The 15,536-nt window shown below is 44.7% G+C and carries 15 protein-coding genes; 5 read left to right on the top strand and 10 right to left on the bottom strand.

What is annotated here, in order from left to right:
• Positions 1-146: 146 nt before the first annotated feature.
• On the bottom strand, positions 147-1,037 hold the full coding sequence (locus C6Y45_RS03225) for a helix-turn-helix domain-containing protein (protein ID WP_160058102.1): 891 nt from the start codon (positions 1,035-1,037) through the stop codon (positions 147-149).
• Positions 1,038-1,250: 213 nt separating this feature from the next.
• Here C6Y45_RS03225 and C6Y45_RS03220 point away from each other — a divergent pair, with 213 nt between their 5' ends.
• Positions 1,251-2,390 (top strand): S8 family peptidase, encoded by a 1,140-nt coding sequence (locus tag C6Y45_RS03220; protein WP_107583584.1) that lies wholly within the window; start codon positions 1,251-1,253, stop codon positions 2,388-2,390.
• 175 nt (positions 2,391-2,565) lie between these two features.
• On the opposite strand, the gene arcA is transcribed toward C6Y45_RS03220, so the two are convergent.
• Both arcA and C6Y45_RS03210 read right to left on the bottom strand, forming a co-directional pair.
• Positions 2,566-3,789, bottom strand: coding sequence for an arginine deiminase (arcA, locus tag C6Y45_RS03215; RefSeq protein ID WP_107583583.1), 1,224 nt, complete (start codon positions 3,787-3,789; stop codon positions 2,566-2,568).
• A gap of 231 nt (positions 3,790-4,020) precedes the next feature.
• Positions 4,021-4,350: a hypothetical protein gene (locus tag C6Y45_RS03210; protein WP_160058100.1), complete on the bottom strand. Its 330-nt coding sequence runs from the start codon at positions 4,348-4,350 to the stop codon at positions 4,021-4,023.
• 173 nt (positions 4,351-4,523) lie between these two features.
• On the opposite strand from C6Y45_RS03210, the gene C6Y45_RS03205 reads away from it, so the two are divergent.
• Together C6Y45_RS03205 and C6Y45_RS03200 are read left to right on the top strand one after the other, a co-directional pair.
• Positions 4,524-5,411, top strand: a complete 888-nt coding sequence (locus tag C6Y45_RS03205; protein ID WP_107583581.1) for an ATP-binding cassette domain-containing protein — start codon at positions 4,524-4,526, stop codon at positions 5,409-5,411.
• Complete coding sequence (locus tag C6Y45_RS03200; protein WP_107583580.1) at positions 5,398-6,102, top strand: hypothetical protein; 705 nt, start codon at positions 5,398-5,400, stop codon at positions 6,100-6,102. Before C6Y45_RS03205 ends, C6Y45_RS03200 begins: the two co-directional genes overlap by 14 nt.
• 147 nt (positions 6,103-6,249) lie before the next feature.
• Here the strand turns inward: C6Y45_RS03200 and C6Y45_RS03195 are convergent, their stop codons facing one another.
• Entirely contained in the window at positions 6,250-7,149 is a 900-nt protein-coding gene (locus C6Y45_RS03195) for a hypothetical protein (protein ID WP_107583579.1), read from the bottom strand.
• Between the two features lie 555 nt (positions 7,150-7,704).
• Between C6Y45_RS03195 and thpD the strand changes: the two genes are divergently transcribed.
• Positions 7,705-8,637 (top strand): ectoine hydroxylase, encoded by a 933-nt coding sequence (thpD, locus tag C6Y45_RS03190; protein ID WP_107583578.1) that lies wholly within the window; start codon positions 7,705-7,707, stop codon positions 8,635-8,637.
• Between the two features lie 359 nt (positions 8,638-8,996).
• On the opposite strand, the gene C6Y45_RS03180 is transcribed toward thpD, so the two are convergent.
• From C6Y45_RS03180 to pepF, 3 genes are all read right to left on the bottom strand, one after another.
• Positions 8,997-9,206 carry a 2-hydroxymuconate tautomerase family protein gene (locus C6Y45_RS03180; protein WP_107583576.1) on the bottom strand — a complete coding sequence of 70 codons (210 nt, stop codon included), beginning with the start codon at positions 9,204-9,206 and terminating at the stop codon, positions 8,997-8,999.
• Positions 9,193-10,371, bottom strand: coding sequence for a YbfB/YjiJ family MFS transporter (locus C6Y45_RS03175; RefSeq protein ID WP_160058098.1), 1,179 nt, complete (start codon positions 10,369-10,371; stop codon positions 9,193-9,195). The genes C6Y45_RS03180 and C6Y45_RS03175 overlap by 14 nt, the downstream gene beginning before the upstream one ends.
• 271 nt (positions 10,372-10,642) lie before the next feature.
• Positions 10,643-12,439 carry an oligoendopeptidase F gene (pepF, locus tag C6Y45_RS03170; protein WP_245922515.1) on the bottom strand — a complete coding sequence of 599 codons (1,797 nt, stop codon included), beginning with the start codon at positions 12,437-12,439 and terminating at the stop codon, positions 10,643-10,645.
• A gap of 316 nt (positions 12,440-12,755) precedes the next feature.
• Between pepF and C6Y45_RS03165 the strand changes: the two genes are divergently transcribed.
• Entirely contained in the window at positions 12,756-13,172 is a 417-nt protein-coding gene (locus tag C6Y45_RS03165) for a hypothetical protein (RefSeq protein WP_107583573.1), read from the top strand.
• 72 nt (positions 13,173-13,244) lie between these two features.
• On the opposite strand, the gene C6Y45_RS03160 is transcribed toward C6Y45_RS03165, so the two are convergent.
• From C6Y45_RS03160 to C6Y45_RS03150, 3 genes are all read right to left on the bottom strand, one after another.
• On the bottom strand, positions 13,245-13,916 hold the full coding sequence (locus C6Y45_RS03160; protein WP_107583572.1) for a lytic transglycosylase domain-containing protein: 672 nt from the start codon (positions 13,914-13,916) through the stop codon (positions 13,245-13,247).
• A gap of 135 nt (positions 13,917-14,051) precedes the next feature.
• Positions 14,052-15,086 carry a zinc-binding alcohol dehydrogenase family protein gene (locus C6Y45_RS03155; protein ID WP_245922513.1) on the bottom strand — a complete coding sequence of 345 codons (1,035 nt, stop codon included), beginning with the start codon at positions 15,084-15,086 and terminating at the stop codon, positions 14,052-14,054.
• 249 nt (positions 15,087-15,335) lie between these two features.
• Positions 15,336-15,515: a CsbD family protein gene (locus C6Y45_RS03150; RefSeq protein ID WP_107583571.1), complete on the bottom strand. Its 180-nt coding sequence runs from the start codon at positions 15,513-15,515 to the stop codon at positions 15,336-15,338.
• Positions 15,516-15,536 lie beyond the last annotated feature (21 nt).

Raw genomic sequence — 15,536 nt, 5'->3', positions numbered from 1 at the left:
CGGAAATTTCTCCGACCGAAGCTTTCCAGCTGCAAAAATACAGGCAAAAATATAAGTATACTTATATTTTCCTTTTCTTTGGCTATTGTATTTTAATGATTCAGCTCTTACGATAATACTTACAATATTAAGAATATTTTATTATTTTAAGTAATGTAACGGCTTTTATGTTCCCACACGAGCCGGCTGTAAAGTTTTTTATTAAGTAATTCGAAAAGAAATAAAGCCTTTTTATAGCATTCGGCTGTTTCTTCCGGATCCATCTGAAGATGCTCCAGACACTGGCCCTTATAATAAAAAAACTGGCCGAGAAGAGACATGTTTTCATTCTGCAGAGAGAGACGGATCCCCTCTTCAATTACCTGGAGTGATTGGATAGTTTCCTTCATGTCGTAAAGCGTTTTGGCTTTATTATACATAACGCGGATCTGATGGATGGTACGTTCGTGCCCGCTGATTTTTTCTTCCGCGCTCCCTCCGCCCTTAAGAATTTTATCGTAATAATACAGGCTCTGGGAGTAATCTTTGTTCATAGCATAGAGAAAAGCAATCGAATTCAGTATTCGCACATCGAGGCTTCCGTTTTTGAGAACAATGGAACCAGACGTACGGTACAACTGTTTTAGTTCCTGAATTGTTCTCTTTAGTGAAATATCACCACAGTAATATTGGCTGAGACTAAAAGCCCATGAGGTGAAGCTTCTTATCCAATCTTCAAGCTGTCCGTTTTTTTCACGCAGCTTCTGTACGTATGAACAAATATCTTTATGTTTCTGTTCAGCAATTAAATTTTCCAAATGCTGAACTTCTTCTTCCCAGGAAAGGTTTTCTTCCAGAAGAAGATTTACAAAATGGCTGAATGAAGTATCAAGCTTTGCCGCCAGATAATACAGCGTGTCAACTTTAGGATAGACGAGTCCTTTTTCGATCTGGGAGACTGCCGACTGCGTGCATATTCCTTCAGCAAGCTGTCCCTGGGAAAACTTTTTCCTTTTTCGCAGTGCTGCAATTTCTTTTCCAAGCTGTTGTTTATTCAAAATAACCACCCGCAAAGTTACGACTTAGGAAAATTATACTACGAAAAGGAGGTGCACCATGAAAAAAATATTCATTGTTTTTATAGCCCTCTCTGCAGTCATCAGTTTCACCACACCTGTTTCCGCTGATGTTTCTGACAATGTTAAAACTCAGCATGACCTTCCTTACGAGTGGTAAGCCCCCTAAAAAACTTACATAAAGGAGATGTTATTTTGAAGAAATTATCTGCAGGTATTCTTGCCGCTTCACTATTTGCCGTCCCATTCACAGCAGGTGCTGCTCCCGGTGCCGGAACGAGCTCAGACACCGGGGAGTATTTAATTCAGTTTGAAGGCAGTGCAGAAAAAGGCCTGCTTCAGGCTTTTGGGGTGGCAGAGGAAGAAATTCTTCATGAATACAATCATCTGCCTGTATATCTGGCGGAAATGACAGAGAGCCAGGCACAGGGCCTTGCGAATCATCCGCATGTTGCAGCACTCGATAAAAACGCTGAAGTGGAAGCCTACGGTCAGACGGTTCCTTACGGAATACCACAAATCCAGAGTATAGAAACGCAGCAGGAAGGATTTACAGGTGAGGGTGTCAGTGTGGCCGTGCTGGATACTGGAATCGATGGATCCCATGAAGATCTCGTCGATAACCTTGCCGGCGGCTATTCGGTCTTCACAGATGCAGAAAATGCTGATCCATTTTACGATGCCAACGGTCACGGCACCCATGTTGCAGGAACGATTGGTGCTGTGGACAACGATCTTGGCGTTATCGGTGCCGCTCCGGAAGCGGATCTTTACGCAGTGAAAGTGTTAAGCAATGAAGGAAGCGGGTCCCTTGCCGGTATCGCGGAAGGACTGGAATGGTCCATTGACAATGATATTGATATTATTAACATGAGTCTTGGAGGTTCCTCAGGTTCTTCGATTCTTGAAGACTTTACCGATCTGGCCTACGAAGAAGGAAGCCTTGTCGTTGCTGCAGCCGGGAACTCCGGCAACCGAGGAGGAAACAACGATACGGTCGGCTACCCTGCCAATTACGAGTCAGCCATGGCAGTAGCTGCAGTCGATGAGAACAACGACCGTGCTTCTTTTTCCAGTACAGGACCGGCCGTAGAAATTTCTGCTCCAGGAGTGAACGTCCTCAGTACAACACCAGGGGATACTTACGATGCGTTTAACGGCACATCGATGGCAGCCCCTCATGTTGCCGGGGCAGCTGCACAAGTGCTCGAGGCAAAACCTGACCTCGGAAGCAGTGAGCTTCGCAGCTTGCTGAATGATACCGCACAGGGACTCGGAGCGTCTCATCAGTATGGAAACGGACTCGTTCAGACTTTGGACGCTGTAAAAAAATAATAAAAAGTCACAATGAACATATGCACATCAAAAATACCGTCCGATGTTCCCGGACGGTATTTTTGTGCTGTTAATAAAGTAATTTAAGCATACAACAGAGGTTTTCCGAAATCAGGAAGCATCTTTAAGTAGATTCTCAAGTGAATTGATTTTAGCCCCGGTTTTTTCTGCCTGCTTACACTTCTTCCCTGTAAAGAGGCATACTCATACAGCGGGGACCTCCTCTTCCTCTTACAAGCTCGGAACTCGGAACTTCGACAACCTCCAGTCCGTTCCGGCGGAGAAGGTCGTTTGAAACATAGTTCCGTTCGTAAGTAACGACAGTTCCTGGCGCCAGCGCCAGTGTATTGGATCCGTCGTTCCACTGTTCTCTTGCCGAAGCTATTTTATCTTCACCTCCGCAGGGGATAAGATTAATTTCCGGGAGGTCCAGTACTTCCATCAATGTTTTTCTCAGACTGCTTCTCTTGGAAATACGTACGGGGTTTCCCCTCTCCAAAATAAAAATATTCATTCTGCCGTCTTTATCCACTACCTGGGCATGAGTCGTAAACTGATCTTTATCCACCATCGTAAATACCGTATCAAGATGCATCGAAGACCGTTTTTTAGGGATTTCCACCGCTACGATTTTTTCCACCGCACTTCCTGCTGCAAACAGGTTATGCGCAAGCTGCTCCACTGCACGGGCAGATGTCCTTTCACTGACCCCTACTGCAATAACGCTCCTGCTGAGGATCAGCTCGTCTCCACCTTCGATCGGAAATGGATAATCCCGGTGCATCCAGCGGGGGATGCTTTCATTCATAAAACGCGGATGATTCTCAAGAATGTGTTCAATGAAGAGCGATTCTCTCCGTCTCGCCTCCTGGCTCATTGGATTAATCGAAATGCCTTCCCCAATCACTGCAGCCGGGTCTCTTGTAAAATAAAGGTTCGGCATCGGATCAAGATAGAAGGGATAGTGCCTGTCCATAAGTTCATACAAATGCTCTTTTCTGCTTTCGGGAAGTTCCTCTTTTTGTACTCCGGCGATCATTTTTTCCACCAGTCCATCAGGAGACATATCCATTAAGTATTCTTCCAGCGCTTCAGATGAACCATTGCCCTCCATGTGGGATTCTTTCATCATCTTTTGAATAAATGCTTTTTTCATGTTTTTCTCTTCCAGCACTTCTGCGGCAAGTTTATCCAAATAAAGAGTTTCAATATCCCGGGCCTGCAGCTCCTCCGCGAAATAATCATGTTCTTTCTGCATAGCAGGAAGGTAAGGTATATCATCAAATAACAGCTGTTCCATCGTTTCCGGTGTCAGGTTTTCGATTTCTTTTCCCGGCCGGTGCAGGAGGACTGTTTTTAGTTTTCCTATCTCTGAATGAACGTGCAGTGGTCTCATGATTTTATCCCCTCATTCTTCGTAGCTTCTCTCCTTGTGGCCCGGAGGTCATTTTAGAATTCTTTCCCATAAAAAGCTGTCCGAAAACACTTTTCCTTTCTCCCTATTATATCTTACCCAAAGCTCCCGGGATACTTCGAGGAACCCTTCGTTTCACGGGCGGCTCCAATTGGGTTCAGATCCGACCTGTGCCCCTATAGGAAGGAAGCCGGGCGGTCTTTACTTTTGGCTCTGTTAAAGCTCCGGGGTGTTATTTAAGGTTGCCTGCAGCTCTTTTTTCTTCGCTTGCCGCGGAGAAAGCCTGCGGCTGTCGCTTCCGTCCGGGAGGATCTTCACGCTTTCTTTTTTCGCAGGCGTCTCGAAAAATCGTCTTGGCATTAGTTTTACAGCATAAAGAGCAGTGTTTATGAAAAGCAGAATTTTTCTTTTTCTGTGAAAAAACGAAGCGGAAACCGGCCCGTGGAAGAAGGAGATTGGAAGATCCCGCAGGCTTGCCGAGGAAACTGGAGATCTCCTCCACGGCAAGCCTGCCGGTTGGAAGCGAAGTGTTTCTTCGGCCATCAACAGCGAACTTTAACATAGCTTTACTTTTAAGACAGCCTTATTTTTAAACAATCTTATAAGAATTCCCGTGCAATACCCAGTTACAGCCTTTTTATTCCCTGTTCCTCCAATTTCTTGATTTCTCAGCCGCCTCCTTTATACTGAAATTAGCGATAGCTAAGGAGGGAGTACGTATGAGCAGACCTTTAAAACTGGATCAGGTGGACGTAAAATATGACAGAGAGGAAATCCTCCGGCAGATCACCCTGCAATTTGAATCTCCACGCATTTACGGGCTTCTTGGACGTGATGGAATGGGTAAAACTACTATTTTGGAGCTGCTGGCCTCCTTTCAAAAACCTTCCCGCGGTAAAGTCTTGTACGGAGAGGAACCGCTTTTTGAAAATGCTTCTCTAATGCCGCTGATTTATTTCGTATACTGGGAAGATTATCATGATGATTACCAGACGGGCGAAAAGAAAATTAGAGAGGCCGCTGCCTACCGCCCCTACTTCGATATGGATTATGCATTCCATCTGGCAGACAGAATGAATCTGCAGCTCTCCCGCTCTGTCAAGAAATACTCCCGCGGAAAAGCTGCAGCACTGCAGCTTCTTCTCGGCCTTGCATCAAGAGCGCCTGTCACTTTAATTGATGAAGTATTTCCTAATATGGATGCCCCGGCACGGGAATTTTTTTATGCGGAACTTCTGAATGAGCAGAATAAGCACCCGCGTCTGTTTATTCTCTCTTCCCATCTAATTTCCGAGTCAGAGCATTTATTTGACGACGTAATCATTCTTCATCACAAAGAGATTATATTAAATACGCCTTATCATCATCTTGTATCCCAGGGGGTGCTGCTTACAGGGCCTGCTGTAGAGGTTGAAGCATTTACGCAGGATTACCCTACGGCCGGTGAAAAGCTGAGCGCCGGTACGATGACTGTGGAAGTATACGGAACCATTACTGATGATTTTATAAAAAAAGCTGAAGAAAAGGGTCTTCAGGTGCAGTCTCTTTCCCTGCAGAAAATATTTACGCAGCTGACGAGGGAGGAGGATAAATATGGGGAGAAATAGAGCCATTAAAAATATGTTCAGAGAACAGTTAAAATGGGCCTCCTGGCTGCTGCTTATCCTGCTTTTTCTCCGGGCAGGTCATTACCTTCTTTACTTTCTGCTGCCGGATGCAGAGCTGATGCTCAGCCCGTTTGTGGAAGCTTCTCATCAACCTGCAAAAATTTACATGCTGATCACCGGTATTCTTACTGTCTTTATCTTTTTGGAGTTATTTGTCAGACACGGACAGACGAGAAGGCTTTTTGTTACAGGAAGTGCAGCCGTTTCCTTTTTCATCTCCGGACTGCTCGCAGCTGTGGTTTATATAATGACAGGAATAGGCTATTTTCTACTTTCTCTTTTTGACCTCCAGACTGTTTTAACAGCTTCTTTTCCATTTGAAGGAGAAGCCGCCCGGATAACAGGTTTTTTTGTATTCGCTTTGACGATCTGGTTTTATTACATCACAGGATTACTTATTGCCGGTGCTTTTTACCGGTTCGGCGGAGCTATTGGTGCCGTCTTTGTAGTTTGTGGGGCAGCTCTTTTATTTGCTGAAAACTATCTATGGGCTTCGGATACATTTTTAACTGGCTTTCAGCCACTTAATCTGCCAGCAGGCATTATTCTGATTCTTGTTACCGGTACAGCTTTTATAATGCTGATCGCCGCCTTCTTCATTTTGAAAGATATCCGCATAAAAACGAAGTGACCTTTAATAAACCGGCACTGTTAAGATAGAGTCTTTTATCACGACAACTGCTCTGATGCGGGGACATCCCGAAAAAAACGGCGTTTTTAACTGGGTCAATAAATAAAGGGCTGCCATAAGGATTATCCCTGGCAGCCCTGACTTAATTTACTTTCGTTCATGCATATTCTTTATTTCTTTTAGCACGGAGGAAATGGCCTCTGTTTTAAAAACATCAGGAGCTGATTCTCCGGTCGGATTGACCCACTTGTAATGCCCATGTTCCTTCTCATATACAAATTCCAGTTTTTCAAGATCCTGAGCCAGTGTTTCCGAAATATTCCTTTTTCCGAATTGTTTATAGTAAAAAGGGGCTGCCCACACATAAATTTCAACATCGTCCGGGCTTGAGGCTATTGTAAACAAATCCTGGCTGCTCCGGATAATCCACTGACCTTTGGAAAATATACCAATCCCGGAATTTTCGAGTGCTGAAATCCCGTCCAGATTAATACCGTAAATATGATTAATAACTCTCCGGACTTCCCATCCCGTCAATTGAAACCCGGAAGCCTCAAGCACCCGGTCCAGCACTTCATTTTTACTCATCCCCATAATTTCTTCGTCCCTCTCGTGGCTGTGAATTGGAAGACCGAGCGACCTTCTCACCGGCTGCATAATTTCCAATTCATAAATGAAAAGCGAGCTTCCATAATTCATTTTCGAAACGTAGTTTACATCAATTTGATAAATTCGTTCTACCGCTTTCCGCACCTCAGGTCCAGTCAGCTGCTTCCCGCTTCCCTGAAAGTACTTATCCATTACTTCTTTCAATGGCAGTGCAGAAATAAAAGGATCCAACTCTTGAGAACCGCCTGAATTTTCCACACTTTTTTTTACGGCTGTGATAATTTTTTTATCGAATTTCCTTCTGCTGAACCTCCTTGAGGAGGAAAACGTATCAATATTTTCACCCGGTGTTTTTTTTGACTGTCTTCTGCTTACCAGCAGAAGAATTAAAAAAGCGATAAAAAGAAACATGAAGAAAGTAATTACCCGTTTCCGCATTTGATTCTCTCCTCTACCTGCCTGCGGCAGTTATCAATTTGTCTTAATATTCAGCTTCTGTAAATGATCCAGTAATTTTTTGGCAGCCATGAACTTTTCTAAATAACGTCTTTATTATTAATACTATTACACCCTGTTTTTGATTACTTAAACCCCGGTTTTCCATTTACCTAATAATGAAATTATGTCCCGTAAGGGCTTCCTGTTTATTTTTCCTGGCTTTATGCGGAATGACATTTTTTCTCAATTTTTTCTTGATATAACTATACGCAAACTTTCTATTTAATCCTTAATGCCTATGATACGCTATTTACTGTAATAATTAATAGGTTTTTAGATCTAATAAACTTGTTTTTTGTAGTCTTTCCTCCTAATTAATTTTAATTTTGTTTATTTAATAGTTGTAAGGGTACAAGCCACAATAGGTGAATGAACCTTTTATGGAAAAATAAGGAAAGGTGTGATGTTTTTATTCGCTTCTCCGCTAAGTAAATAGGTGATATATTCGCTTATTTCACGAAAAATTTTATTTAAAATTTCAAGGAGGATTACAAAATGGTCAAAGATATTTATCCATCACGAGTAAACAGCAAGCCTGAAATTATGGAACGGAAGGATCCAGTTGTCCACGACAGCAAAGCAGCAGAAAACGGCCCTTTATCCAAGGAACAGGTCAATTTTTACGAAGAGAACGGTTACATTATGCTGGAGAAATTTTTTGACAATGAAGATTTGGAACTGCTGAAGGATGAACTGCAGTCGACGATGAAGGCTCACGAAGATAAAGATGGTCCCGACGTCATTAAAGAGCCGAACAGTAACGAAATCCGCTCAATATTCGAGGTCCATAAAGACGGTGACTTTTTTGAAAGGCTTTCCAGAAATGAACGTCTTGTAAAAGTAGTGGAGCAGATTCTTGGCAGCAAAGTTTATATTAACCAGTCCCGTATCAATTTCAAGCCTGGATTTAAAGGGAAGGAATTCTACTGGCACTCAGACTTTGAAACGTGGCACGTAGAGGACGGTATGCCACGCATGAGAGCGTTGAGCTGCTCCATTGTCCTGACAGATAACTATGAATACAACGGTCCGCTCATGCTCGTTCCCGGTTCACAGAACTGGTACGTATCCACAGCAGGGGAAACACCGGAAGACAACTACAAGTCCTCTCTTCAGAAGCAGGAAGTCGGTGTTCCGGACGAAGGAAGCATGGAGTGGCTTGTAGAACAGGCCGGTGGACGTATCGACCGCGCTACCGGTCCGGCAGGTTCTGTTCTTCTTTTCGACTGCAACACAATGCACGGGTCTGCCGGTAATATATCTCCTTACCCGCGCAGCAACGTATTTTTTGTATACAATTCAATTGAAAACAAGCTCGTAGAACCGTTCAGTGATAAAGCACCTCGTCCTGAATTCCTGGCAAACCGTGAAAATATCCAGCCGATTACACCGGTGGCTGACTTAAAGCCTACTGCTCAGAAAAAGTAAGTCCGGATAAAATGATTGATGGAGTACGACTCCATAGAAGTGAAACCCTGCCGAACCTGTGTCCGGCAGGGTTTTTTCAATTGGCTCTGATAAATCTCCGGGTTTTTATTAAAGGAGCTGCGTTTTTTTACTTATTGAAAAATGTTGTTGATTTCATAGAAGAAACAGCGAAGCGGAACCGGCCTGTCCGAAAAGCCTTTCCATGGAAAAAATCGAATATTTCTTTTTATTTTCAAAGCAGCTTTTGTATAAAACTTCACGCTGACTAAGTGGCTGCCCTTCGATGCAGCATAAAAAAAGCTGCCCCATCTGCTGGAGCAGCTTACTGATTCCCTGATATTTTCCGGTCTGCCTGATTTTCACTTTCCTCTTTTTCTTACTTCCGTGATCTGTTCTCCGCCAAGGCCATAGCTGTCAGTATCAATTTCATCGATAATCACTACCGTGGAAGCTCTGTTTTTTCCGAGGCTTGTTTCGAGAAGGGAAGTTACCCCATCGATAAGCTCTGCTTTTTTTTCTTTGGAGAGTCCTCCGTCTTCCTTCGTTACTTTAATATTAACGTACGGCACGTGTTTTCACCTCCTTCTGCTTGGAAGCAAGCCGTTGCAGCTGGTACAGTCCTGCCCCGATAAATACGGCTGCCAGGAGAAAAACGACGGCAAATGGAGCAAAAATAAGAAGCGCTGCTGCCGCAATCGGCCCGAGGAGCTGACCGATACCGTAAAGACCGGTCAGATTTCCTATAGCTCTCTGGCTCTGTCTTGGGAAAGATTGATCTGCAAATGAAAGAGTCATCATCGTAATTCCCATAAACGTTCCCCCAAAACAGAAAGCACTGACAAGAATCCAGATTTCCTGCGATGTAAACACCGGTATCAGCAGTCCTGCCAGCTGTACTATGTACGCTGCACGCAGTGACGTTAAAAGCGATGTTATTTTACCTAGCCACGCCCAGAAAAGAGCGGAAGGCAGAGCACCAAGCCCTGCAGCTGCCCATACGTACGGTGAGGACCATCCCATATCTGTTGTGGAAACTACCATCGCGATAATAAACGTCGCAAAAATGATATAACCGAATCCCTGACAGAAATAGGAGATATAAAGTCTCTGAAGCTGCTGTTTTTCGTGCCTCGTCATCCGTCTGATCCGGCCTTCCTGCTTGTCTTTATTCGTGTATTGCGGACGAAACCCGAGCAGTATCAAAATAAAAAACAGAGCGCTTACTACGCCAAGAATAATCCACGCATATTCCCATCCGCCGAAGAGTGCGAGTACCGGTGGAAGAAACATACCGGAAAGAAAGATACCAAAACCTACTCCTCCGTATAAAAACGCCGCGTAGTAAGGACTTGAGCTTTTTCTCCGCACCTGGGACAGTACGAGACTGGAAACAAGCACAAAGGCTATCCCCCCTGCCGCTCCGGAAACAAACCGCAGACCGAACCACCAGGATTGCGAATATGTAAAGCCCATCGCCGCTGTTGTGACGATGCTGATTAATATCATAACATGCAGCAGCAGTACACTTTTGTTCATTTTCGCTGCGGCGAATGCCCCTGCAAGGTAACCGGCGTAATTGGCAGAAGCCAGAAGTCCTGCCTGAAACGTTGTCAGGTGGGATTCCTCCATGTAAGGGAGAATCGGCGTATACGCAAACCTCCCGATCCCCATCACGACAGCCAGGGCAAGAAATCCTGTAAAAGTAAGGACCAGAAGCATTTTTCGTTCGTGCATGCCTCTCCCTCCCATCATTAAAGTTTACAAGCTTTATTTTATCATTTTACCAGTCCCACTGAAATGAAAGGAAGAAGAGGAGGTCTGCCCCGCTGTTTTTACATGATTTTTTTATTAGGCTGCCTTGAAAATAAAAAATGAACGTCCGCTTTCGTTTCCATGGAGAGGCTTTCCGAGCGGGCCGGTTAGAAGTGAAGTTTCTCTCCGGCCGTCAACAGCGAACTTTAACACAGCTTATTATCAAGATCTCCTGGAGTAATCCAAGCCTTCTTTATTCACAGCTTTTTATGAGTTCATCAACGAGATGCCCTACGTAGGCTGCTGCCTGTCTGATCGGCTCATCCGTCGACATATCCACGCCAGCAGTCTGCATCAGTTCAAGCGGTGTTTTAGTGCCTCCGTCTTTTAACGCCTGGATCCACCGGTCCACAGCCGGCTGTCCGTCTTCAATTATTTTTCCTGCAGCTGCTGTCGAGGCTGTCAGTCCTGCAGAGTAGGTGTAAGGATACAACCCCATATAATAGTGCGGCTGACGCATCCAGGTAAGTCCCGCTCCTTCATCAATCTCCACGTCCTCACCCCAGAAGTCTTTCAGGACTTTTTGTTTTTCTTCGGTTAAAAGGTCTGCCGTTACTGGAATGTCCTGATCAGCTGCTTCGTAAATCCGGCGCTGAAGTTCCCCTTCCAGAATGTGCGTTACAAAATTGTGGTAATAGGTGCCGAGAGACTGAAGAATCACCCAGCGGTGCATCCGTTCATCTTCTGAATTCTGGAGAATGTGCCGGCTCAGAAGCATTTCATTCATCGTCGAAGGTGCTTCAATAAAATAAAGGGATGCCCGCGTGCTTGAAATGCGCTGACACTGTCCTGCCAATCGGAAATGGCCTGCATGACCGAGTTCGTGGGCCAGCGTAAACGCATTTCTCATCGCATCGCTCCAGGTCATTAAAATATAAGGGTGGACCCCGTAAGGACTGGCACAAAATGCTCCGGATCTTTTACCAACATTATCCGCCCGGTCAACCCAGCGGTTCTCAAGACCGGCCTTCATTACTTCCATATACTCGGGTCCCATCACCTGCAGCGCTTCAAGAATCATCCCGCCGGCTTCCTCGTAGGTAGTCCCAGGGTCAAATTCCGGATCGATAGGAGCTTTTAAATCGCTGAAAGTCATTTTATCCAGCCCGAGCATTCTTTTTTTCAGCGCAGCAAACCGTCTCATATGAGGTGCAATTGTTTCCTGAATTGTATCCAGCTGGCGGTGATACATTTCCAGCGTAACCTGCTGCTCATCAAGAAGCATGCTCGTGACAGAGCTGTACCCCCTCAAACGGGATTCAATAACCTGTTTGCGGATTTCTACCGACAGCGCCGCCGCATATGTATTTTTATACTGCTGCAGGACTCCGGTGAAAGCTTCGTAAGCTTTTCTTCTTAATTCTGTATCCGGGGAGGTTTCGTAGTTGGAAAAATTATTAAAGGTCAGATCATGCTCTTTCCCGTCACTCGTTTGAAAAGCCGGGAAACGCATATCGGAAGTTCTGCTTCTTTCAAAAATCATGTAAGGTGCTTTATGTACTTCTCCGAAAGCTGCCAGTACTTCTTCCGTTTCAGGAGACAGCCTGTGAGGTTTTTTTTCGAGGAGCCTCATTAAAATTCTGCGGAAATCTTCCAGCCGCGGCTCTTCCCTGATGAACAGCTCAATTCTTTCTGCCGGTATTTCCATAACTTCTGAAGGAATAAACGCTGTATCTTTTTCCACCCGGGCTCCAAGACCTGCTGCCCGGGCACTGTCTTTTTGATTATCGGGATCCGTCCCGTCAGCTGTTTCCTTAAGATTGGCATAGGAGGCAAACCTCATGACTGCTTCCTGCAGACGATCCCTTGCTTCCAGGCTCTGCAGCAGTGCGGATGCACTCTCTGCCACGTTTCCTTTCCAGGACGCGATTTCTTCCAGCTTACTTTTTATTTCCTCTTCTGCCTGTATCCAGCTTTCCCGTGATTCAAACAAGTCATCCAGATTCCATGTTTCTTCCGCTGGTATATCTTTACGTATGCGCGTTTTCAATGATGTGGCCACCCTTCCGGAATTTTATGAATATTTAGATTTACGAATCAACTTTCATTATATCCGACTTGTTCCTGTATGGAAATATACTTTTGTTATTTGCACTTTTATTACAGGTATACAGCCTTTCCGGCCCGAAAATACGATCAGATTCCCTCTCCAAAGAGTTATAGGAACGCAAAGAAAATTCAAAGATTTTTACGTTTCTTTGCAGATGTATAACATTGTAATAATAGTTGTATGACATTCCCCCTATTTCAATACACAGCAGTTATGATAAGAATAGAAAAGATAACGAAAGGAGGAGCAGATCTGCATGAAAATCATCTTTATCAGTTTTCTTTTTATGATTGTCTGCACGTCTGGGTGCGGCTCGGAAAATATTTATGATTCACTGCCGGAGCTTGCTGATTCGGATAATCTGCATGCCGTAGTGTTTATTGAAGATATTGATGACGAAGCAAATCATGCTTATTTTGACGCCCTTCTTGCTATAAATGCTCCTTCGTCGATGGAAACACACGTCATGCCGGCTGGTGAAAACGAGGCAGCCGCCGAACACTTTCAAGTGGAATCCTATCCAAGTCTTGTTCTTATAGAAAAAGAGGACGTGCGTCTGAAAATAGAGGGGAGTAATCCTTTCGATTTTATTCAACAGAAGCTTTACTCTGAGGTGAACAAGTTCACTAGTGAAAGAGAAGAAATTCTCCCGAAACGGAGCGAAGAAACATAATATCCACAAAAGGCTGTCTCCGGTTGGATCCGGTAGACAGCCTTTTTCTTTTTACTTTTCACCGTATTGTTATTACTCCGATGAAATATGGTCCACGGCCGTTGTATCCAGCTCGACTTCTTCATACCCTTCTTCATACCGGTACATATACGAAAGCACATCCTCAACGTACCAGTCTGCCCGGTTATAGGCATATACCGCGTCTTCAATGCGGCCCTCTGAAGCTCCGGACCGGGCGAGATAATGCGCGGCGCTGTAAACAGCATCTTCGATATCATAGGGATCGGCTTCGCCGCTGCCGCTTCCGTCCACCCCGTATCCTCCATATTCCGCAATGGCCTCCGGATCGGTTTTTTCTTCCTCAGATATTTCTCCTTCCCCCTGGCCTTCACAGCTTGGATGATTCCAGCCTGTCCACGTACATGGCATAAATTGAAGGTGTCCTTCTGCTCCCACCGGACTGACCAGGGTGTCCATCGTAGAAAATACCGTTTCCACCCGGTGAACAGCTGCGAGCAGCTTCCACGGGACATCATACTCCGCCGCTGCTTCCTGATAAACCGGTATAAATCTGGAAGGTATTTCATCTTCCCCGACTTCCCGGCTCGAGCTGATTGAAGAATCCTCCCCTGTAAAAGAACCTTCTGAATAATAGGAGATTAATAAATACAAGCCCAGCAGCAGTAGAACAGTCGTGCTGATCAATACAGCTGCCCTGGAGGCCGTGTTTGTTTTCTTTTTCATGAGGGTTCCCCGTTTCCTGTCTGTTCATGTTCTCTGCAGTGGTATTCCTTTAAACGGGAGAATCGCATTTCCCTGCTTCGAGGCTCAAACACACGTCCTGAACCGGAAGCTGAAAAGGTTTTAAGCCAGTAGAAATTACTGGGTCTGTACTTCCACTACAAGTTTTCCGATCATCCGGCCTTCTTCAAGTATCTGGTGGGCTTTGCGCATGTTTTCTCCGTGCAGGCCACTGAGTTTTTTAGTCACCGTTGTTTTCAGGGTGCCGTCATCGAACATCTGCGAAGCCTCCTGCAGAAGTTCATGCTGCCTGATCATATCTTCAGTTTCGTAAACAGGTCTTGTAAACATAAATTCCCATAGAAAAGAGACGCTTTTATTTTTTATGAGATTCATGTTCAAATTTTCTTTCGCTTCGACGATCGTACATATTTTACCCTGCGGTTTAATGACATCACTCATACTTTCCCAGTGGGTTTCCGTCGCATTCATACAGAATATATAATCCACATCCTGAAATCCATGCTTTTCAAGCTGCTCCCGGAAGTTTTCATAATGATTGATAACGTAATCTGCTCCGTGGCTGCGCGTCCATTCTTCCGTTTCTTTACGGGAAGCTGTTCCGATTACTGTAAGACCTGCTTCAGCAGCCAGCTGAACAGCTATGGATCCGACACCCCCGGCAGCACCGATCATCAAAATACTCCGGTCTTTATTTTCTTCTTTATCCCTTGGAATATTCATCCTTTCAAATAAAGCTTCCCAGGCTGTTATCGTTGTGAGCGGAACAGCAGCAGCTTCCGAAAAACTCAGTGCGCTCGGTTTCCTGCCGACAATTCGTTCATCCACCAGGTGGTATTCACTGTTGCTTCCCGGACGGTTTACAGCTCCCGCATAATAAACTTCGTCTCCCGGCTGGAACATCGTTACTTCACTTCCGGTTTCCCGGACGATGCCGGAAGCATCCCACCCTAAGATTTTCGGTTCATCCTCCTGTCCTTCTTTAGGAGCTCTTACTTTTGTATCCACAGGGTTTACGGAAACTGCTTTAATTTCTACGAGAAGGTCTCTTCCTGCAGCAGAAGGCTTATCCACTTCCACGTCCTGCAGGCTTTTCGGGTTGTCTGCTGGAAGGTACTCGTATAATCCTACTGCTTTCATTTTCTCGGCCATTTTATCTCTCCTCTGCTCTCATAATTAATACTGTCTGCTGACGATAACATACCTTTTATAAGCTTAGGGTGTTTTAGCTGCCGTCATAAAATCTTCGGTGAAGGAATTCACTTAAATGATGAAGCAAAGCCCTTTAAAAAAATTATATCACTTTTTTGCAGCCCGGCTTCCAAAGCAGTTGAAAAGCGCCGCAACGGTAATCGTTACGACGCCTATATGAAAAATGAAAATTCTGCTGTGTCAGAGATCCTACAGTTTGTCTTTGAATTCGCCTTTTTTCTTTTGGAAGTCACTCTTTACTTTATCCTGTTTTCCTTCCTGTTCCTTTTCTTTATCTCCTGCGGCGTTTCCGTACTGTTCCTTTGCCTCTCCTTTTACTTTACTTACTTTACTTTTTACTTTGTCGCTCATACCGTTATTATCACCCATGTTTTCACCTCATTTGTTTTA

The sequence above is a fragment of the Alkalicoccus saliphilus genome, from assembly GCF_003044065.1.
Classification (GTDB): domain Bacteria; phylum Bacillota; class Bacilli; order Bacillales; family Salisediminibacteriaceae; genus Alkalicoccus; species Alkalicoccus saliphilus.
This window is presented reverse-complemented; position numbering and strand designations above follow the sequence as displayed.

Excerpts from the sequence above, each read along its gene's own strand:
- C6Y45_RS03205 (WP_107583581.1), top strand. The coding sequence starts at position 4,524 with ATGAGCAGACCTTTAAAACTGGATCAGGTGGACGTAAAATATGACAGA.
- C6Y45_RS03155 (WP_245922513.1), bottom strand. The coding sequence starts at position 15,086 with ATGGCCGAGAAAATGAAAGCAGTAGGATTATACGAGTACCTTCCAGCA.
- thpD (WP_107583578.1), top strand. The coding sequence starts at position 7,705 with ATGGTCAAAGATATTTATCCATCACGAGTAAACAGCAAGCCTGAAATT.
- C6Y45_RS03160 (WP_107583572.1), bottom strand. The coding sequence starts at position 13,916 with ATGAAAAAGAAAACAAACACGGCCTCCAGGGCAGCTGTATTGATCAGC.
- C6Y45_RS03200 (WP_107583580.1), top strand. The coding sequence starts at position 5,398 with ATGGGGAGAAATAGAGCCATTAAAAATATGTTCAGAGAACAGTTAAAA.
- C6Y45_RS03150 (WP_107583571.1), bottom strand. The coding sequence starts at position 15,515 with ATGGGTGATAATAACGGTATGAGCGACAAAGTAAAAAGTAAAGTAAGT.
- C6Y45_RS03195 (WP_107583579.1), bottom strand. The coding sequence starts at position 7,149 with ATGCGGAAACGGGTAATTACTTTCTTCATGTTTCTTTTTATCGCTTTT.
- C6Y45_RS03175 (WP_160058098.1), bottom strand. The coding sequence starts at position 10,371 with ATGCACGAACGAAAAATGCTTCTGGTCCTTACTTTTACAGGATTTCTT.
- C6Y45_RS03165 (WP_107583573.1), top strand. The coding sequence starts at position 12,756 with ATGAAAATCATCTTTATCAGTTTTCTTTTTATGATTGTCTGCACGTCT.